Here is an 18,109-nt window from a genome sequence, read left to right on the forward strand (position 1 = left end):
TATCTAGATTTAAAAGCATAGAGCACGCTTTTTTTAATCGATTAGGTGGAAAATCTACCGGTATATTTAAAAGTTTGAACTGTGGACCAGGTTCTTCTGATAAAAATAAAAATATACAGAAAAATCTTAAAATCGTAGGCAATAAAATTAAAACTAAACGCAAAAAAATAATTTTATTAAACCAAGTTCATGGTAATAAATTTCACTATATAAGCACAAATTCAAAGCTTAAGAATAAATTTGAGGGAGATGCTTTAGTCACTGATAGGAAAAATACACCAATAGCTGTTTTAACGGCTGATTGTGCTCCAATATTAGTCTACGATGATAGTAAAGAAATGATAGCAGCTATCCATGCGGGCTGGAAAGGCGCCTACAAAAGCATTGTAAAAAAGGTTGTTAAATTTATGATTAAAAAAGGTTGTTCCCCACAAAATATTACCGCTGCTATAGGCCCATGTATTTCAAGTAATAATTACGAGGTTAGAGAAGATTTTATAAAAAAATTTATTAAAAAAGATAAAAAAAATATAATATTTTTTAAAAAAGCTAAGCATAAAAATTACTTTAACTTAAATAAATATATTCATTTTCAACTAAAGAGCTTAAGTATTAAGAAAATTGATATTATTGATAAAGATACATTTATTAGAAAAAACAATTTGTTCAGTGCAAGAAGATCTATTAGTCGCAATGAGAATGATTATGGTAGAAATATTTCAATAATTATGATTAATTAACAATATTTCATGAAATTATTAACTGGAAACAGCAATAAACCTTTAAGCAAAAATATTGCTAAATATTTAAAAACTAAACTTGTAAATTCTAGCATTAAAAATTTTTCTGATGGAGAGATCTATATAGAGATTAATGAAAATATTAGAGGTAATAGTATTTTTATAATTCAATCAATCTCTTCTCCTGCAAATGATAATTTAATGGAATTACTTCTCTGCATTGATGCGTTAAAAAGATCTTCAGCTAAAAATATTACTGCCGTTATTCCTTATTTTGGTTATGCTAGACAAGACCGAAAAGTGGTACCCAGAACTTCTATATCAGCAAAACTTGTTTCTAATCTAATTACTAAAGCTGGCGCCGACAGAGTTGTTACTGTTGACTTGCACGCAGGTCAAATTCAAGGATTTTTTGACATTCCTGTAGACAACTTGTTTGCTACTCCTATTTTTGCAAGACATGCTAAGAAAAATATTAAAGGTAAAAATATAATTTGTGTAGCACCTGATGTTGGTGGAACTGAAAGAGCAAGAGCTCTTGGTAAGATTTTAGATGTCGAGCTTGCAATCGTCGATAAAAGAAGACCTAAACCAGGTCAATCAAAAGTTATGAACGTTATAGGAAATGTAAAGGGTAAAACTTGCATTATAGTTGATGATATAATCGATTCTGGTGGAACCATAATTAATGCTGCTAAGGCTCTAAAAGATAGAGGTGCAAAAGAAGTTTATGTTTATATAACCCATGGAGTTCTAAGTGGAGAAGCCATAGATAAAATTAAGAAATCGGTTATAAAAAAATTGGTTATAACCGATACAATTGACAACCAGGATAAAATTAAGAAAGCTAAAAATATAGAAGTTTTACCTATTTCAACCCTTATGGGGGAGGCAATTAAAAGAATTTCCAATTCAACTTCAGTATCTGATTTATTTAAATAATTATCTTGAGTTATTGAAGAACTTGAGCTAGAAAACCTTCTTTTATGAATTCACTTGAAGCAAATACTAGAAATACTCAATCAAAAGGAGATGTTAGATCTCTAAGACTAGCTGGTAATATTCCGGGTATAATTTATGGTGGAACAGAAGAAAATCAAAAAGTTACTGTTTTAAAAAAAACTCTTAAAACCTTAATTGCAAAAGAAAACTTTTTATCTAATATTATAACTCTTAACTTGGATGGTAAGCCTCAAAATGTTTTACCAAGAGAAATCACATATAATGTAATCTCTGATGAGCCAACTCATATTGACTTTCTTAGAGTCGTTCCTGGTGTAAAAATTAGAATAGAAGTCCCTGTACAATTCATTAATCATGAAACGTCTCCAGGCTTAAAAAGAGGAGGAGTATTAAATATAGTTAGAAGAAAAATTGAATTAAAATGCCCTAGTGAAAAAATTCCTGAAGCAATTATAATCGACCTTGAAGGAATTGAAATTGGAGAAAGTTTTAAAATATCTTCAGTTAAACTAGAAGATGGTGTTACACCAACAATTATTGGAAGAGATTTTGTAATTGCAACATTGGCAGCTCCTACTGTTATGAAAGAGCCAGAAAAACCAGCTGAAGCAGAAGCAACAGATGAAGCAGCTGCAGATGGCAAAGATGCTGCTCCAGTGACTGATGGAGATAAAAAAGAAGGTGAAGACAAAAAAGCTCCTGAAGAAAAAAAATAATAAATTTATTATAGTGAAAATTCCTAGATACGATCTTAAAAAATTATGCTTCTATTTGTAGGTTTAGGAAACCCCACACCCAATAGTGAAAATAATAGACACAATATTGGCTTTAAGTTAATTGATGCTCTTAATCAAAAATTTGGCCTGTCTAAACAGAAGCCAAAATTTAAAGGCCTATTAACTACTGGAAATATTGAAGATAAAAAAGTTTATGCAATAAAGCCTCTGACTTTTATGAATAATTCTGGAATTTGCATAAGAGAATTAATTGAATACTTTAAAATTGATGCAGAAGATGTCATCGTATTTCATGATGATCTTGATATTGAATTTGGTAAAGTAAAAGCAAAATTTGCAGGATCTAGTGCAGGACATAATGGAATTGAATCTATAGATAAATTTATAGGAAAAGACTACTCAAGAGTAAGAATTGGAATTGGAAGACCAAAAACCAAAGCTGACGTTTCAGATCATGTGTTAAAAGATTTTGACGAAGATGAAATGTTACAATTAGAAAAAATTACAAATAATATTATTGATTCAATGCCTATATTAATTGATAAAAAATTAGATTTATTTGCAAGCACAGTAAATAATAAATAATGAGTTTTAAGTGTGGAATTGTTGGGTTGCCTAATGTTGGTAAATCTACTTTATTTAACGCGCTAACAAATTCTAGCAAAGCACAGGCTGCTAACTTTCCTTTTTGTACTATTGAGCCAAATGTTGGTGTTGTTCCTGTACCAGATGAAAGACTAGATAAATTGGTAGAAATATCAAAATCAAAAAAAAAAATTAATACCACTATTGAGTTTGTGGATATAGCAGGACTAGTAGAGGGCGCCTCTAAAGGTGAAGGCTTAGGGAATAAATTCTTATCCCATATAAGAGAAGTCGATGCAGTCATTCATATGATCAGATGTTTTGACTCTGATGATATTCAAAATGTGAACCCAACTGTTGATCCAATCAGAGATTTAGAAATTATTGAAACAGAAATGATGTTGGCAGACCTTGAATCAATACAAAAAAGATTGGAAAAAAATAATAAGAAAAATGTAGATGAGGAACAATTAAAGATATTAGAAATTGCTTCTGACTGCATAAATAATTCTAAAGATATTCAAATACTTTATGAACAATTTGACAAAAAATTAATAAACCAAAGTGGTTTATTGTCTTTAAAGCCTAAAATTTTTGTATGTAACGTTGATGAAGCAAGTGTTCAAAATGGAAATAAATATACACAAGCTTTTATTGATAAATTTGGTGAAAAAAATACCTTAATAGTTTCAGCCGATATTGAGAACCAAATAAATCAATTAGAAAATGAAGAAAAAGAAAATTATATGGAGATGATTGGATTAAAAAGAACTGGTTTAAATATGTTGATTCAAAAGGGTTATAATATTTTAGAGTTAGACACTTACTTTACATCCGGACCTGAAGAAACTAGAGCCTGGACTATCCAAAAAAATTGTACTGCACCAAAAGCGGCTGGTGAAATACATACTGATTTTGAAAAAGGCTTTATTAGAGCTGAAACAATTGCATACGAAGATTTCATAGCAAATCAAGGTTGGGTAAATTCCAAGACTAATGGAAAAATGAGACTTGAAGGAAAAGATTATATTGTTAAAGATGGTGATATATTAAACTTCAGATTCAATACGTGACCAAATTTTCTTCATACTAAAGTAAACCAGAATAGTTAAAATAATTAAATATAAAATAGCCTTAAAGCCCATTTTATGTCTTGCTTCTAAATGTGGTTCTGCAGCCCACATTAAGAATGTTGTAACATCTTTTGCCATTTGTTCTTCTGTAGCTTTTGTACCATCACTATATTCAACTGCATCATTCATTAAAGGTTGTGACATCTTAATTTTATTACCATACATATATTTATTATAGTAAACCCCATCATCAAGCGTTGCGTCACTGGGTGGATCTTCATAACCTAAAAGTACTGAATAAATATAATCAACTCCACCACTTCGAGCTTTTGCTAATACTGACATATCAGGTGGATAAGCTCCTCCATTTGCTGCTTGAGCTGCTTTAACATTTTCAAAGGGCATGACAAATTTATCAGATAACTTAGCGGGCCTTACAAACATTTCTCCATCATTATTTGGTCCATCTGTAACTTCAAAACTTGCAGCTATAGCTTTTGCTTGTTCTTCAGTAAATTCTGGTCCGCCTGGTTCAAATAGGTTTCTATAACTTACATATTTCATTGAATGACAGCCAGCACAAACTTCTGAATAAACCTGGTAGCCTCTTTGCAAGGCCCCCCTATCAAATTTTCCAAATAATCCCTTAAAACTCCAATCTGTTTTTAAAAGATCAACTTTTTCTGCAGAATTAACTGTAAAAGTTCCTGCTAATAAAAAAATAATCGAATAACTAATTTTTAAAATATTTTTCACTTAATTAATTTAAACTTTCTTTTTTTTTAACAGCTGATGCCATTGGCATTCCTCCAAGTACTGGTTCTGTAATACTTAAAGGTAGAGGTATAGTTTTTTCTTTAAATCCTAATACCGGTAAGATTATTAAAAAATGAATAAAGTAGTAAGCTGTGGCAATTCTAGCAATCAGTAAATACAAACCTTCAGCTGGCATTGCACCCACATAACCTAGAATTAATACATCCACTACTAGTATCCAATAAAACTGTTTGTAAAGAGGTCTAAATACAGCTGACCTAATTTTTGAAGTATCTAACCACGGCAGTGCTGCTAAAATTAAAATTGCTGACAGCATTGCAACTACTCCCATTAATTTATCAGGAACTGACCTTAAGATTGCATAAAAAGGCAATAGATACCACTCTGGAACAATATGAGCAGGTGTTACCATTGGGTTTGCTTCAATATAATTATCTGCATGACCCAATATATTTGGCGAATAAAATACAAAAAAAGCAAAGACAATCACAAACATTAATAATGCAAAAGCATCTTTGATAACTATATATGGATGAAATGGTACTGTGTCCTTAGAGGGTTTTTTAACATCAATCCCTACTGGATTGTTGTTTCCAGGAACGTGTAACGCCCAAATATGAAGAACTACTAAACCTAAAATTAAAAATGGTATTAAATAATGAAGTGTAAAAAACCTTGTCAAAGTTGGATTGTCTACGGAATATCCTCCCCACAACCACTCAACTATTCCAACACCAACTAAAGGTATGGCGCTGAAAAGATTTGTAATAACTGTTGCGCCCCAGAAACTCATCTGTCCCCATGGAAGAACATAACCCATAAATGCAGCTGCCATCATTAAAAGGTAAATTATTATCCCAATAATCCAAATAATTTCTCTCGGAGATTTATAAGATCCATAAAATAAAGATCTAAATATATGAATATAGACTGCTAAGAAAAACATTGAAGCACCGTTTGCGTGAATATATCTTATTAACCAACCATAGTTTACATCTCTCATGATATGCTCAACACTTTCAAAGGCTAAATCAGCGTGAGCTATGTAGTGCATTGCCAGCGTTAAGCCAGTCACGATTTGTGTTATTAAGCAAAAAGTTAAAATCCCACCAAATGTCCACCAGTAATTTAAATTTTTTGGTGTTGGATAATCAGTTAAATGACTAGCAAGTGTTAAAAGTGGAAGCCTATCATTAAACCATTTTCCAAATTTTGAACTGGGGACGTACTCGTGATCACTCATAATTATTTACTATCCGATTTTAATTGTGTTGCTATTAACAAATTCATATTTTGGAACTTCCATGTTTGTGGGTGCAGGACCTTTTCTAATTCTTCCCGATGTATCATAGTGTGAGCCATGGCAAGGACAGAACCAACCATTGTAATCTCCTTTATCATTTAAAGGCACACATCCTAAGTGAGTACAAACACCAACCATCACAAGCCACTCTGGATTTTTTGCTCTATCTTCATCTTTCTCTGGGTCTTTTAAATCTTCCATCTTAACGGCTTTTGCTTCTGCTATTTCTTCAGATGTTCTTCTTTTAATAAAAACTGGTTTTCCTCTCCAAAGGACTGTGATTGTCTTTCCAGGTTGAACTGAACTAACATCAACTTCTGTGCTGGCCAATGCCTTTACTGAAGCATCTGGGTTCATTTGGTCAATTAAAGGCCAAACAACCGCTCCTACCCCAACAGCACCAACAGCATACGAGGCTGTAAATAAAAATTCTCTTCTTTCAGGTTTTTTTTCAGACATCTTTTATTTTTTGTATATTGTTATCTAATATATGATTTCATATAAGAAAAAAGTTTTTTTTCTACTGAAACAATGACACACAAACTATGACTTTAAGACCTAAAATAGCCTTGTATGAGCCAGATATTCCCCAAAATACAGCTGCAATTATTAGAACCTGTGCGTGTCTTGGTGCTGACTTAGAAATTATTGAGCCATGTGGATTTTTATTTAGTGATAAAAGATTTAAAAGAGTTGTTATGGACTATATGGATGAAAAACTAATAAAATTTTATCAAAACTCAAAGGAATTTTTTAAGTCAAAAGAAGGTCAAAGGATAATATTATTAACAACAAAATCGGCTGAATCTTATGCAAAATTTAAGTTTGAAAGTAATGATACACTGTTATTTGGAAGAGAAAGCGCTGGGGTACCTGAGAATGTTCATAATTCGATTAAATACAAATTGAAAATACCTATGATGACTAATAAAAGATCTTTAAACATAGCTTCTTCAGTTGCTATAATTCTATCTGAAAATTTAAGACAAACTAACTTCACAAAATAATGGATAAAGAAATTAAAAAAAAACTTGCTTCTAATTGGTTCAAATTATTACAAAATGTTATTTGTGATGACATTGAAAAAATAGAAAATAAAAAAATAAAATTTAAATCTAAAACATGGAATAGAAGTAAATTTAAAGATGAGGGTGGTGGTGAATTTAGAATTTTAAAGAATGGAAAAGTTTTTGAAAAAGTAGGTGTAAATTTTTCTGAAGTATATGGAAAATTCTCTAAAGAAATGTTGGGAAAAATTCCAGGAGCAAATAAAAGTCCAGATTTTTGGGCCTCGGGAATTTCTGTTGTGATGCATATGAACAATCCTTACGTTCCTGCAATCCATTTTAATACAAGATTTATCTACACAACACATGGTTGGTTTGGTGGTGGGATGGACGTAACACCATGCATCGTAGACAATAAAGAAAAGACTTTAGTTCATAAAGAATTAAAAAAAATGTGCGATCGTCACAATAAAAAATATTATAAAAAATATAAAAAATGGTGTGATGAATATTTTTATCTTCCCCACCGAAAAGAAACCAGGGGTATTGGTGGTATTTTTTTTGATTATAAAAAAAATAGTTGGGAAAAAGATTTCAAATTCATATCTGATTTAGGAGTTACTTTTCAAACGTTGTTTAATTTAATAATAAAATCGAAGTACAAAAAAAAATGGACTGTAAAAGAAAAAGAATTACAGTATATTAAAAGAGGAAGATATGCTGAATTTAATTTACTCTATGATAGAGGAACAAAATTTGGACTACAAACCGGAGGTAATGTCGAGGGTATTTTAATGTCTTTACCGCCAATAGCAAAATGGAATTAAAATGGAAAAAGAACCAATAACAACTGCTGGACTTGAGGTTTTAAAAGAAGAGCTAATTTTTTTAAAAGAAAAAAAACGCCCAAAAATAGTTGCTGCTATTTCTGAAGCAAGATCTCATGGTGATTTAAAAGAAAATGCTGAATATCACGCTGCTAAAGAAGAGCAATCACATAACGAGGGAAGAATAGCTCAAATTAATGACATTATCGCTAGAGCAAATGTAATAGATGTTACAAAAATGAGTAATGATGGAAAAGTTATTTTTGGCTCAACAATAGATTTAGAAAATCTTGATACTAAAGAAAAGATTACCTATAAAATTGTAGGAAGAGATGAGGCAGATTTACAAAAGAAATTAATATTTTTTCAATCACCGATAGGCAAAGGATTAATAGGGAAAAATAAAGATGATTTAGTTGAAATAAAAACTCCCGCTGGTGTAAAGAATTTTGAAATAAAAGACGTTAAATACGTTTAATTACTTACTATTTTTTGAATTTCTTTTTCTGAAATATTGAAATTATTATTAGCCCAAGCTTCCTCAATTGCTTTTAGTTTTTTTCCCAATTCTTTTCCTTCTGAAACTTGATATTTTTCTATCAACATATTTGCTTTAAAAGGCATTATTGGAATTTCTTTTTCTTTGAAAACTTTAATCAATTTTATTAATTTATTGTCTTCCTTACGTGATTTAAAAATTTTAAAATAAATAATATCCATTAATGCTTCTTTTCCATTAAAATAAAAAATTTTATTTAAATTTTTTTCTAAAAAAGTTTTGTTATTAAATTTTTCTGAATAAAACTTATTTATAAATAAAAGTCTTTTTTTATCTTTTTTAGATAAATTAAATTTATATATAAAATAATCCACATTATCAGTCCCATCAATAACTAATAATGATAATAAGAAGATGAAATCTACTCTAGAGAAACTCTTCTTAGCAAAGCTATTTAATTTATTGAATATGTAAATGTTTTTGAGTTGAGGATAGATAAGATTTATAATTTCTAAAGAATCTTGATCTTTAATTAATTTTGAAAAACCTTCAGATTTTAATAGTTTTTGAAATTCATCTAATAATCTTTCAGAAGAAATTGACGAAACACCACTTAGATTTTTTTTTATTATGTTAATAATTTTAGGGTTGTGTTTATCTTTGGAGTAATTGAGAAAGAATCTAATATATCTTAATACTCTAAGGTAGTCTTCCTTAATCCTTGCCTCTATATCTCCAATAAAGTTAACTTTTCCATTTTCTAGATCTTTTTTGCCTTCAAAAGGATCAAATAGACTGCCCTCAATATCTGCATAAATAGAATTTATAGTAAAATCTCTTCTAGAGGCATCTTCTTTCCAATTATCTGAAAACTCAACTTTTGCATGTCTTCCATCAGTATCAACATCTTTTCGTAACGATGTTATTTCAAACTTAATGTTATTTATTAACGCTGTAATTGTTCCGTGCTCTATTCCACTTTCATAATATTTAATATTTTTTTTACTAAGCGCATTACAAACATCTTTTGGTTTTAAATTTACAGCCAAATCTATATCGTCAACTTTTTCTTTATTAATAATTTTTCTAACACACCCACCAACATATCTAATTTCACTATTTTTAGAAAAAGAATGAATGGCACTGAATATTTGCTCTACTTCAGTATTGTTTTTAATATCCTTAAATCCTAAATTTATATAATTAAGATTTTTGGATCTGAAAAAAATTTTATCTAATAAGTTATTCATATATGGCTGGCCCACAAGGATTCGAACCTCGGATCTCTGTACCAAAAACAGATGTGATACCACTTCACCATGGGCCAATATTAATTTCATATATCATAAAAAAAAAAATTATATAGTTTTTGATGCAATACACCAATGACTACTGAATTTCCTTTTAAATTGACTATATGCATTACCACACGACCTCTTAGAATCAAAATAGGCTACGATTGACGAGCCAGATCCCGACATTCTAACAAACATATTGTTGTGTGTGTTTGATAAGAATAATTTAATTTTTTTAAGTTTTGGGTATTTTTTAAAGGCTATTTTTTCGAGATCATTATTCAAAGTTTTAAGATATTTCACCTCAAACATTTTTAACTTGGGAAAGCTAAATTGAGGATTGGAGAATGATTTTACTTTTGAGTAAATGTATTTAGTTGAACAGCCAAAACTGGGTTTTACAACTAATGTATGAAGTCTGATATCTTTATTATATTTCTTTAATTTTCCATTATGTGACAGAATTGCAATAGTTGGTTTTATTCCTAAAATAACGTCGGAACTAATCTGGCTTGTTAGCTTTATTAATTCATTTTTTTTTATCTTTAATATTTTTTGATTAATAAAAAAATTAATTAAACTAGCAGCATTCATTGAGCCACCACCCATTCCAGCTTCTTGAGGTATATTTTTAATAACTTTAATCTCAAATTTTTGACTATTAAGTAAATTTTTTTTATCTAACAATTTCAGTAAATTTGCAACTGTATTTATTTTACCAATATTTTTAGAAAACTTTCCTTTAAAAATTATTTTATGATTTTCTTTTTTAATTTTTTTTAAGTGAATTAAATCATATAAATCTATAAAGGAAATCAAAGTTTCAATTTTATGTAGTTTTGTTTTTTTGCCAGTTACATTTAGTGCAAGATTTATCTTAGCGTAAGATTTGATCTTAAAACTATTCATATATTAAGAATTACTTAAACCTTCGATCAATTTTCCTTTAATGATTTTTTTCATTTTATCTTCTGTCTCTTCTAAATTTAAAACATTTTTCCAAAAATATCTTGCCTGGATTTTTCTATCTAACTTCCAAAGAATATCGCCATAATGATCATTTACAATTGGATCTTCTGGCATTAATTCAACTGCTCTCTTTAGAAAGTTTTCTGCCTTTTCATAATCATTAATTAAATAGTAAGCCCAACCTATTGAATCAATTATATAAGGGTCGTTGCTTCTTTTAGCGTAAGCCTTTTCGAGCATTTGAAGAGAGAGATCTATTTTATATTCTCGTTCTAACCAAGAATAAGCTAAGTAATTTAACACATATGCATCGTCTGGATTAACTTCTAGAGATTTTAATAAGTCCTTATCTGAACTAACATAATCAGCTAATCTCTCATAACTGCCTCCTCTTCTATATAAAATTTCTGCATATAGTTGTGAGTTAATGTCAATTTTTGAAATAATTTGATCATAATATCTTATAGCCTCTTTATATTTTTTTGCATTTTTATTAAAATTTGCAATATCAAAAATTATTTTTATTGAGGGGTTTTTAATTTTTTTAAAATTTAAGTTAATAAAATCTAAAGATTTATCTTTATTTTTTAATTTAGAAATTATTTGTGCTTCTTTTTTTAATTTAAACCAATAATAAAACTCATCTTTTTTATTAAAAGATTCTAAAATTTTTAAAGTTTTTGCATAGTCTTTATTAAGATAATGATTTTCCACTAATAATGATAAATTAAATTTAAACTTAGGATTTAAGTAATGAGATATATTTAAATAAAAATTAGAATTTTCATAGTCATTTTGGGACGAGTAAAGGTTGGATACTAAGAAAAAAAACTCACTAATTATATCTGTGGTGTTATTACATGAAAATATTTTTTTAAATTCTTCTAGCATTTGATCTTCAATCCACTTTTTTCCCTGTGAAATAAGTAAAGGTGAATTCAAATAATCTATATTAGCAGTAATATTTTTTGCCTCTTCATATCCATCATTTTCAATCAAATAATTTAAGTAAAAATATATATATCTTGTGTAGTCTACACCATCTTTTGAATTAACCAGTTTATCAAAGTAAACCCTGGTATTTTTATCATTCAAATAACATCTTTGAAAAACCTCATTAATGAAGGAAAAATTTCCAAATTTATTTTTTATTTTTGAAATTTCATTTTTCTCAAAAACATGCAGATATTGTTTCAATGTTTCTGCTATTATTAGTGAAAGCCTATCATTGTTGATAAAGTTATAAGAACGTTGCAAGTGTTCTTTACTTCTTTTATAATTTTTTCTCTTAAGGCTATCTAAAGCTAGAATTAAATGAGCTTCAAAAAAATTAGAATTACCATCTGTTATATTTTTCTTAATTTCGCTTGTAGCTTGCTGAACTTTACCCTCAAGCACAAGCGTGTATACATAATTTTCAAGATAAGACTCATGCTGTTTAATTAAAGCCCTTGATTTTTTAAAAAATTTTAAAGCTTGAGAGTTATCATTGTTCTCATAAGCGACGATACCAGAAAAATAATTGGACAAATGGTGTGAATTAAAATCGTTTAAAGTCACACTTTTTGAGTATAATGGGCTTTGAAAAAACAATAATATTAAAGCAAATTTAAAAAACTTTATCAACATTGGGTCATTGTATGTCTAAAAAAGTAATAAATCAAAATACGAATTATGATTCAGAACTACTAAATTCTATTGGATCTAATTTTATTTTTGACGAAAATCCTATCAATAGGTTGAAAAATACTACCAAAGATCAAAAAAAAGAGAATGATGTTAACCAGATTGATAAAGAAAAAGAACTTAATGAATTAAAACTGCAAATAAACTCAATTAATGATTGTAGCTTAAAAGATAATTCAAAAAAAATAGTTTTGGGAGATGGAAATATCAATAGCCCTATAATGTTAGTTGGAGAGGCCCCAGGGATGGAAGAGGATAATCTTGGTTTAACCTTTTTGGGTGACGTTGGAGATCTTTTAAGAAAGATGTTAATGGCAATAAACATTAAAAAAGAAAATATTTATTCTACTTATGCTGTTAATTTTAGACCACCCGAAGACCGAAAGCCTACCTCCACTGAAATTAAAAGATACTCTTATTTTTTGCAAAAACAGATTTCAATTATTAAACCAGAAATAATAATCCTTATGGGTAGTAGTGCTATGGAATCATTAACAGGCTTGAATAGTAAAATTTCTACAGAAAGAGGAAAGTGGAAAGAGGTAATTGTTAAAAACACTACCTACAATGTTATTATTACTTTTAACCCTTCTTACCTTTTAAGAGTCCCTGAAAATAAAAAGCACTCGTGGGAAGACTTAAAAAAAATTAAACAAAAAATTGTTAATTTGAAATTGAACATCTAATGAAAATTTTGGCTGGTGTTGATGAAGTTGGTAGAGGTAGCTTAATCGGTCCAGTTTATGCAGCAGCTGTAATATTAAATAAATCTATTAATAAAAAATTATTAAAAGATTCTAAAAGTTTAACTAAAAATAAAAGAGAGGAACTTGATAGATATATTAAAGAAAATTCTATATGGGCTATAGGGCAAGCATCAACTAAAGAAATTGAAACAATAAATATATTGCATGCAAGTTTACTTGCAATGAAAAGAGCTATACTTAAATTAAATAAAAAACCTTCTCTTATCTTAGTTGATGGCAATAAACTACCCTATCTTAAAAATTATAAACTAGAGTATGTAATTAAAGGGGACCAAAAAATCCCTAGTATTTCTGCTGCATCAATTATTGCAAAAGTCAGTAGAGATAGATTTATTACAAAACTTTCAAAACAATTTAATAAATATGGATGGGATACAAATTCAGGCTACGGAACCAAGGAACACTTAAGAGCAATTAATAAGTTCGGTATTACTAAGTATCATCGTAAAACCTTCTCGCCTATTTGTGATATTTTATAGGCCTCACTTGTAACAACACAATATCTAGTTATTAAAAAAACTATAAACACAAATCGAATCCATTTAATTCAATCACAGGTTGACCATAGAATCCGTTTGGAGTCTAATCATTTTATATAAAATGGAAAACAATTTTAAAAATAAAATTATTAATGGTGATAGTCTTGAAGAATTAAAAAAAATTCCAAGTGAAACTTTTGACCTTGTTTTTGCTGATCCACCATACAATTTACAATTAAAGAATTCTCTTACCAGGCCAGACAGGACTAAAGTGAGTGCAGTAAACGATAAATGGGACCAGTTTGAAAGCTTTAAAAAATATGATGAGTTTACAATTGCTTGGCTTTCAGAGTGTAAAAGAATTTTAAAAAAAGATGGAGCTATTTGGGTTATAGGAAGTTATCACAATATTTTTCGAGTAGGAACGGCAATACAAAACCTAGGATTCTGGATTTTAAACGATGTTATCTGGAACAAAAATAATCCAATGCCTAATTTTAGAGGAACAAGATTTACCAATGCTCATGAAACTTTAATTTGGGCATCTAAAAGTGAGAAGTCAAAATATACTTTTAATTACCAATCTTTAAAATGTTTAAATGACGATCTTCAAATGAGATCTGATTGGAATTTACCTATTTGTAATGGTGCAGAAAGACTTAAAAAAAACGGGAAAAAAGTCCATTCTACTCAAAAACCTGAATCTTTACTACACAGAGTTTTATTATCATCTTCAAACAAAGGTGACTTGATTCTAGATCCATTTTTAGGATCAGGGACTACAGCAACAGTTGCCAAGAAATTAGGTAGAAACTACTATGGTATAGAGAAAGAAAAAGATTATTTTAAAGCTGCTGTAGAAAGATTAAAAAGTACAAAACCTATAGAAGATAATTTTTTAGACACTCTTAAAAATAATAGATCTAAACCCAGGATACCTTTTGGATCATTAGTTGAGCTTGGGATAATAAAACCTGGAACAAGTATATTTGATCAAAAGAAAAAGATTGTTGCTAAAATTATGGCCGATGGAAGTATTAAACATAATCAGGCTGAAGGATCGATTCATAAAGTTGCTGCAACAATACTTGGTTCCGAAAGCTGCAATGGTTGGACTTATTGGCATTGTACTGTGAACGGAGTTTCTGTTCCTATCGATAATTTAAGACAAAGATTAATTGCTAAAAATTAATTTTTATAGATTGTACCTAAATAATTATTAATAAAATTTTTATTTTTTACTAAATATTTCATTAAAATATTTCTAATCCAAATTGTTAATGGGTGAGATAGATGAAAAGCAAAATAATTAAATTTTGATTTCCAATCAATCATTCTTGTTCTTTTAATTCTCTCGAAGTTAAATTGATTGTTTTCATTTTCTAAATTTTTATATAGTTCATGGGCAACTTCTATTGATTGCGATGCACCTTGTGCAAAAGTTGGTGGGTAGGAAAAAAAAGCATCTCCAATAAGAAATGTGTTCTTATTTGTGGGTTGATGCACCTTGGTACTAACAAATATTGGAAAGCATCTAATATTTTTTAAATTTTTAATGATATCTGGATCTACTTGTTCTGATATTTCTGATAAAATGGACGAAATAAAACCTTTATCCTCAAACAAAGAGTAGTCTGAGAACTCTTTAGAACTAAGCTTTTTTCTTAAAATACTGATAAAATTAAACTCATCTGTGTTATCAACTGGGTATGACACTGAGTGCAAGTTAGAACCCAATGATATGGATATATTACTTGAGTCAATTCCTTGAAGATCATTTTTATCTATTGTTGCTCTTAAGGCAACAGAGTTAAAATACCTTGGTTTAATTTCTTTTTCAGCAATTAATGATTTTGTTTTTGAAAAAACACCATCAGATATAATTAAATAATCACATTTTATTGACTCGTTATTTTCAAATTTTACCTCAATATTTTCAGTCTCATAGTCAATTTGCGTAACTTTCTTGTTATAGTTTATTAAGCTATTCGGTAATCGATCTTTTAAAAAATTAATTAAAACAAACCTTTGAAGTGTAGTGTATTTAGCTTCACTGATGTTAAAAACTGATATATCTAAATCGCATATCTTCTTTTTATTTTTTAAAGAATAGAAGTCTACTTTATTAGGATGAAATTTATTTTCTAAATTAATGTTCTGAAACCCTATTTTACTTAATAGCTTAATACTATTAACAGAAAGTTGAATACCATAGCCCTTCTCTATGTTAACAGTGTTATTTTTTTCATACACTGTGATTTCATAATTTGAATTTTGTCTCAGAAGGTTTGCAATATATAATCCTGATATTCCACCACCTATTATTGCTATTTTTTTCATTGATTTTTTTCTAAATAATTAAAAATCTTCTTAGTAAATGTTGGTAAAGTATAGCTGTCAAGCTTAGAGCCATCAATCCAAGAAGAGTTTAAAATTAATCCTTTTATCTTAGTAAATTGTACAATTATATTCATATTTATATTAGAAATTTTAAAGTTTAGATCTTTTTCTAAGTTATTATGTTTGGGTATTTCATCCATAGGAAATATTTTTAAATTTTTTAGAAAATTAAATTTAGTATTTTTAACTAATAAAAATTGGTTATTTTTTTTATAAACTTTTAATAAATAAAATTTATCAATCTTTTTTTTTCTTTCTTTTATTATTTCAAAATCATTAATTTTAAAAGATTTACAATTTTTCGTTAAAGGACATTGACTACATAAAGGATTTTTAGGTCGACAAATGAGAGCTCCTAATTCCATTAAGGCTTGTGCATAGTCGCTTGCCCTAACTGAGGTTCCCAATATTTTTTTTTTACTAATAAGATTTTCTTTCGAAACTTCACTAATTAGCTTTAGGTTTAATAACCTTTTAATTACTCTTTCAATGTTTCCATCTAGTGGAATAAATGGCTTATTAAAACCAATTGCCATTATCGCGTTTGCAGTATACTCCCCTATTCCAGGTAATAACTTTAACTCTTCAATAGTACTGGGTAACCTTCCCTTAAAATTTTTTTTTAATATCAATGCTGTCTTTTTTAAATTTCTTACTCTAGAGTAATAACCTAGCCCCTCCCAATATTTTAAGAGCCTTTCTTCATTAATTCTTGCTAATGAGCTTAGGTTAGGAATGTCCTTTATGAAATTATTAAAATATGGAACTACAGTTACAACCTGTGTTTGTTGCAACATAAATTCGCTCACTAATGTGTAATACTCCCTTTTAACTTGAGAAATTTTTTTTCTCCATGGTAATGATCTTTTATTATTATCGTACCAATAAAGAATTTTTTTTGTTAGTATGGATTTTGTCATATGCAATTTAAAAATAATACTAAGCAGAGGTTTAAAACTATTCAAGGCTTAAGATCTTTTAAGGATACTTTGCCGAAAAATATTAAAAAAATAATCAAAAAAAAAGGTCACATATTCTCTGAAACTCTAAATAATTGGAAATACATCGTTGGAAATGAAATTTTTCAAATATGTTACCCAAAATCATTTAAAAATTCTAATAAGTTTGGCGTTAGCACTCTACATGTAATGGTCAAAAGAGGTCATGAAATAGACTTGGAGTACTCAAAAAAAGAAATAATGGATAAAATGAATAGTTTCTTTGGCTATACAGTTGTTGAGAAATTAAAATTTATAAGTTTTGATGATGCTCAAACTAAATTTAAAAAGATAGATGAAAACGAGAATCATGTGACAAATAATAAATATACAGATAGAATTAATGATATTAAAAATGATAAAATTAAAAATTCATTATTAAAATTAACTAAATTATTTAAACAAAGATGAAAAAGATAGTTTCAATATTATTTATTATACTTGTTGGTTTTGCCACCAACCTACTCGCAGAAGGCAATCAGTCTATCAAAAGAATTTCTGTAGGTGAAAAGAATGCTAAAATCACAATAATTGCCTATGAGTCATTAACATGTGGTCACTGTGCAGACTTTCATAAAAATGTTTATCCAAGCCTTAAAAAAGATTTTATAGAAAAAGGTTTAGTGAGAATTGAATTTAGACACTTTCCTCTAGATATTGCAGCATTGAACGCTTCAAAAATTGGACAATGCAATAATGATGGCAATGCAAATGTGCTAAATATTTTATTTTCAGGCCAAAAAAAATGGGCAAGAGGAAACACGCCAGAAGAAGCTACAAAGTATTTAAAGAAGTTTTTAGAAGATGAAGGTGTAACCTTAAATTTTGAAAAGTGCTTAGCTGATAAAGCTATTGAAGATTATGTTTTAAATGATCGAATCGATGGTGTTAAAAAATTTAAAGTTAATGCTACTCCTACGATAATAATTAATGAGAAAAAGTTTGAAAAAGCCTTAAATTATAAGAATTTAAAAAAATATCTGGAAAAACTGATATAAGTTAAT

The 18,109-nt window shown here is 28.6% G+C and carries 21 protein-coding genes and 1 tRNA gene; 13 read left to right on the top strand and 9 right to left on the bottom strand.

What is annotated here, in order from left to right; translation table 11 throughout:
• Positions 1–17 precede the first annotated feature (17 nt).
• From pgeF to ychF, 5 genes are read left to right on the top strand one after another with little or no spacing between them, the layout of a single operon-like run.
• A complete protein-coding gene (gene pgeF / locus AC5YF9_RS05645; protein ID WP_415304922.1) occupies positions 18–740 on the top strand; it encodes a peptidoglycan editing factor PgeF in 723 nt (240 codons plus the stop codon).
• A 9-nt stretch (positions 741–749) separates the two neighbouring features.
• Entirely contained in the window at positions 750–1,682 is a 933-nt protein-coding gene (locus tag AC5YF9_RS05650; protein WP_415303709.1) for a ribose-phosphate pyrophosphokinase, read from the top strand.
• Between the two features lie 44 nt (positions 1,683–1,726).
• Positions 1,727–2,419, top strand: a complete 693-nt coding sequence (locus tag AC5YF9_RS05655) for a 50S ribosomal protein L25/general stress protein Ctc (protein WP_415303710.1) — start codon at positions 1,727–1,729, stop codon at positions 2,417–2,419.
• A 45-nt stretch (positions 2,420–2,464) separates the two neighbouring features.
• Positions 2,465–3,025, top strand: coding sequence for an aminoacyl-tRNA hydrolase (pth, locus tag AC5YF9_RS05660; protein WP_415303711.1), 561 nt, complete (start codon positions 2,465–2,467; stop codon positions 3,023–3,025).
• Complete coding sequence (gene ychF, locus AC5YF9_RS05665; protein WP_415278024.1) at positions 3,025–4,098, top strand: redox-regulated ATPase YchF; 1,074 nt, start codon at positions 3,025–3,027, stop codon at positions 4,096–4,098. Before pth ends, ychF begins: the two co-directional genes overlap by 1 nt.
• On the opposite strand, the gene AC5YF9_RS05670 is transcribed toward ychF, so the two are convergent.
• The 3 genes from AC5YF9_RS05670 to petA are packed head-to-tail and all read right to left on the bottom strand — an operon-like array spanning position 4,075 to position 6,637.
• Positions 4,075–4,854, bottom strand: coding sequence for a cytochrome c1 (locus AC5YF9_RS05670; RefSeq protein ID WP_415303712.1), 780 nt, complete (start codon positions 4,852–4,854; stop codon positions 4,075–4,077). The genes ychF and AC5YF9_RS05670 overlap by 24 nt on opposite strands.
• A 4-nt stretch (positions 4,855–4,858) precedes the next feature.
• A complete protein-coding gene (locus tag AC5YF9_RS05675) occupies positions 4,859–6,118 on the bottom strand; it encodes a cytochrome b (RefSeq protein WP_415303713.1) in 1,260 nt (419 codons plus the stop codon).
• A gap of 9 nt (positions 6,119–6,127) precedes the next feature.
• Entirely contained in the window at positions 6,128–6,637 is a 510-nt protein-coding gene (petA, locus tag AC5YF9_RS05680; RefSeq protein WP_415303714.1) for a ubiquinol-cytochrome c reductase iron-sulfur subunit, read from the bottom strand.
• Between the two features lie 86 nt (positions 6,638–6,723).
• On the opposite strand from petA, the gene AC5YF9_RS05685 reads away from it, so the two are divergent.
• The 3 genes from AC5YF9_RS05685 to greA are packed head-to-tail and all read left to right on the top strand — an operon-like array spanning position 6,724 to position 8,490.
• Positions 6,724–7,185: a tRNA (cytidine(34)-2'-O)-methyltransferase gene (locus AC5YF9_RS05685; protein WP_415303715.1), complete on the top strand. Its 462-nt coding sequence runs from the start codon at positions 6,724–6,726 to the stop codon at positions 7,183–7,185.
• A complete protein-coding gene (gene hemF / locus AC5YF9_RS05690) occupies positions 7,185–8,012 on the top strand; it encodes an oxygen-dependent coproporphyrinogen oxidase (protein WP_415303716.1) in 828 nt (275 codons plus the stop codon). Before AC5YF9_RS05685 ends, hemF begins: the two co-directional genes overlap by 1 nt.
• Position 8,013: 1 nt before the next feature.
• Positions 8,014–8,490, top strand: coding sequence for a transcription elongation factor GreA (gene greA, locus AC5YF9_RS05695; RefSeq protein ID WP_415303717.1), 477 nt, complete (start codon positions 8,014–8,016; stop codon positions 8,488–8,490).
• Here greA and AC5YF9_RS05700 read toward each other — a convergent pair.
• The 4 genes from AC5YF9_RS05700 to AC5YF9_RS05715 form a co-directional block, all read right to left on the bottom strand.
• Entirely contained in the window at positions 8,487–9,761 is a 1,275-nt protein-coding gene (locus tag AC5YF9_RS05700; protein WP_496169868.1) for a CCA tRNA nucleotidyltransferase, read from the bottom strand. The two genes, greA and AC5YF9_RS05700, sit on opposite strands and share 4 nt — an antisense overlap.
• Positions 9,762–9,764: 3 nt before the next feature.
• Positions 9,765–9,838, bottom strand: a tRNA-Gln gene (locus AC5YF9_RS05705).
• Positions 9,839–9,869: 31 nt separating this feature from the next.
• Entirely contained in the window at positions 9,870–10,715 is an 846-nt protein-coding gene (locus AC5YF9_RS05710; protein WP_415303720.1) for a GHMP family kinase ATP-binding protein, read from the bottom strand.
• A 3-nt stretch (positions 10,716–10,718) separates the two neighbouring features.
• Complete coding sequence (locus AC5YF9_RS05715; protein WP_415303721.1) at positions 10,719–12,335, bottom strand: tetratricopeptide repeat protein; 1,617 nt, start codon at positions 12,333–12,335, stop codon at positions 10,719–10,721.
• A gap of 80 nt (positions 12,336–12,415) precedes the next feature.
• Here AC5YF9_RS05715 and AC5YF9_RS05720 point away from each other — a divergent pair, with 80 nt between their 5' ends.
• The 3 genes from AC5YF9_RS05720 (at position 12,416) to AC5YF9_RS05730 (ending at position 14,899) form a co-directional block, all read left to right on the top strand.
• Positions 12,416–13,147, top strand: coding sequence for a uracil-DNA glycosylase (locus tag AC5YF9_RS05720; protein WP_415303722.1), 732 nt, complete (start codon positions 12,416–12,418; stop codon positions 13,145–13,147).
• The gene (rnhB, locus tag AC5YF9_RS05725; protein ID WP_415303723.1) at positions 13,147–13,707 is read left to right on the top strand and encodes a ribonuclease HII; all 561 of its coding nucleotides are present in this window, start codon (positions 13,147–13,149) and stop codon (positions 13,705–13,707) included. The genes AC5YF9_RS05720 and rnhB overlap by 1 nt, the downstream gene beginning before the upstream one ends.
• A gap of 121 nt (positions 13,708–13,828) precedes the next feature.
• Positions 13,829–14,899 carry a site-specific DNA-methyltransferase gene (locus AC5YF9_RS05730; protein WP_415303724.1) on the top strand — a complete coding sequence of 357 codons (1,071 nt, stop codon included), beginning with the start codon at positions 13,829–13,831 and terminating at the stop codon, positions 14,897–14,899.
• On the opposite strand, the gene AC5YF9_RS05735 is transcribed toward AC5YF9_RS05730, so the two are convergent.
• Positions 14,896–16,047 carry an FAD-dependent monooxygenase gene (locus AC5YF9_RS05735; RefSeq protein ID WP_415303725.1) on the bottom strand — a complete coding sequence of 384 codons (1,152 nt, stop codon included), beginning with the start codon at positions 16,045–16,047 and terminating at the stop codon, positions 14,896–14,898. The two genes, AC5YF9_RS05730 and AC5YF9_RS05735, sit on opposite strands and share 4 nt — an antisense overlap.
• Complete coding sequence (locus tag AC5YF9_RS05740; protein WP_415303726.1) at positions 16,044–17,027, bottom strand: A/G-specific adenine glycosylase; 984 nt, start codon at positions 17,025–17,027, stop codon at positions 16,044–16,046. Before AC5YF9_RS05740 ends, AC5YF9_RS05735 begins: the two co-directional genes overlap by 4 nt.
• On the opposite strand from AC5YF9_RS05740, the gene AC5YF9_RS05745 reads away from it, so the two are divergent.
• Together AC5YF9_RS05745 and AC5YF9_RS05750 are read left to right on the top strand one after the other, a co-directional pair.
• Complete coding sequence (locus AC5YF9_RS05745; protein WP_415303727.1) at positions 17,028–17,516, top strand: DciA family protein; 489 nt, start codon at positions 17,028–17,030, stop codon at positions 17,514–17,516.
• A complete protein-coding gene (locus AC5YF9_RS05750; protein WP_415303728.1) occupies positions 17,513–18,103 on the top strand; it encodes a DsbA family protein in 591 nt (196 codons plus the stop codon). The genes AC5YF9_RS05745 and AC5YF9_RS05750 overlap by 4 nt, the downstream gene beginning before the upstream one ends.
• Positions 18,104–18,109: the final 6 nt, after the last annotated feature.

The sequence above is a fragment of the Candidatus Pelagibacter sp. uisw_098 genome, assembly GCF_059512505.1.

Excerpts from the sequence above, each read along its gene's own strand:
- AC5YF9_RS05650 (WP_415303709.1), top strand. The coding sequence starts at position 750 with ATGAAATTATTAACTGGAAACAGCAATAAACCTTTAAGCAAAAATATT.
- AC5YF9_RS05655 (WP_415303710.1), top strand. The coding sequence starts at position 1,727 with ATGAATTCACTTGAAGCAAATACTAGAAATACTCAATCAAAAGGAGAT.
- pth (WP_415303711.1), top strand. The coding sequence starts at position 2,465 with ATGCTTCTATTTGTAGGTTTAGGAAACCCCACACCCAATAGTGAAAAT.
- ychF (WP_415278024.1), top strand. The coding sequence starts at position 3,025 with ATGAGTTTTAAGTGTGGAATTGTTGGGTTGCCTAATGTTGGTAAATCT.
- AC5YF9_RS05675 (WP_415303713.1), bottom strand. The coding sequence starts at position 6,118 with ATGAGTGATCACGAGTACGTCCCCAGTTCAAAATTTGGAAAATGGTTT.
- petA (WP_415303714.1), bottom strand. The coding sequence starts at position 6,637 with ATGTCTGAAAAAAAACCTGAAAGAAGAGAATTTTTATTTACAGCCTCG.
- AC5YF9_RS05685 (WP_415303715.1), top strand. The coding sequence starts at position 6,724 with ATGACTTTAAGACCTAAAATAGCCTTGTATGAGCCAGATATTCCCCAA.
- hemF (WP_415303716.1), top strand. The coding sequence starts at position 7,185 with ATGGATAAAGAAATTAAAAAAAAACTTGCTTCTAATTGGTTCAAATTA.
- greA (WP_415303717.1), top strand. The coding sequence starts at position 8,014 with ATGGAAAAAGAACCAATAACAACTGCTGGACTTGAGGTTTTAAAAGAA.
- AC5YF9_RS05700 (WP_496169868.1), bottom strand. The coding sequence starts at position 9,761 with ATGAATAACTTATTAGATAAAATTTTTTTCAGATCCAAAAATCTTAAT.
- AC5YF9_RS05710 (WP_415303720.1), bottom strand. The coding sequence starts at position 10,715 with ATGAATAGTTTTAAGATCAAATCTTACGCTAAGATAAATCTTGCACTA.
- AC5YF9_RS05720 (WP_415303722.1), top strand. The coding sequence starts at position 12,416 with ATGTCTAAAAAAGTAATAAATCAAAATACGAATTATGATTCAGAACTA.
- rnhB (WP_415303723.1), top strand. The coding sequence starts at position 13,147 with ATGAAAATTTTGGCTGGTGTTGATGAAGTTGGTAGAGGTAGCTTAATC.
- AC5YF9_RS05730 (WP_415303724.1), top strand. The coding sequence starts at position 13,829 with ATGGAAAACAATTTTAAAAATAAAATTATTAATGGTGATAGTCTTGAA.
- AC5YF9_RS05735 (WP_415303725.1), bottom strand. The coding sequence starts at position 16,047 with ATGAAAAAAATAGCAATAATAGGTGGTGGAATATCAGGATTATATATT.
- AC5YF9_RS05740 (WP_415303726.1), bottom strand. The coding sequence starts at position 17,027 with ATGACAAAATCCATACTAACAAAAAAAATTCTTTATTGGTACGATAAT.
- AC5YF9_RS05745 (WP_415303727.1), top strand. The coding sequence starts at position 17,028 with ATGCAATTTAAAAATAATACTAAGCAGAGGTTTAAAACTATTCAAGGC.
- AC5YF9_RS05750 (WP_415303728.1), top strand. The coding sequence starts at position 17,513 with ATGAAAAAGATAGTTTCAATATTATTTATTATACTTGTTGGTTTTGCC.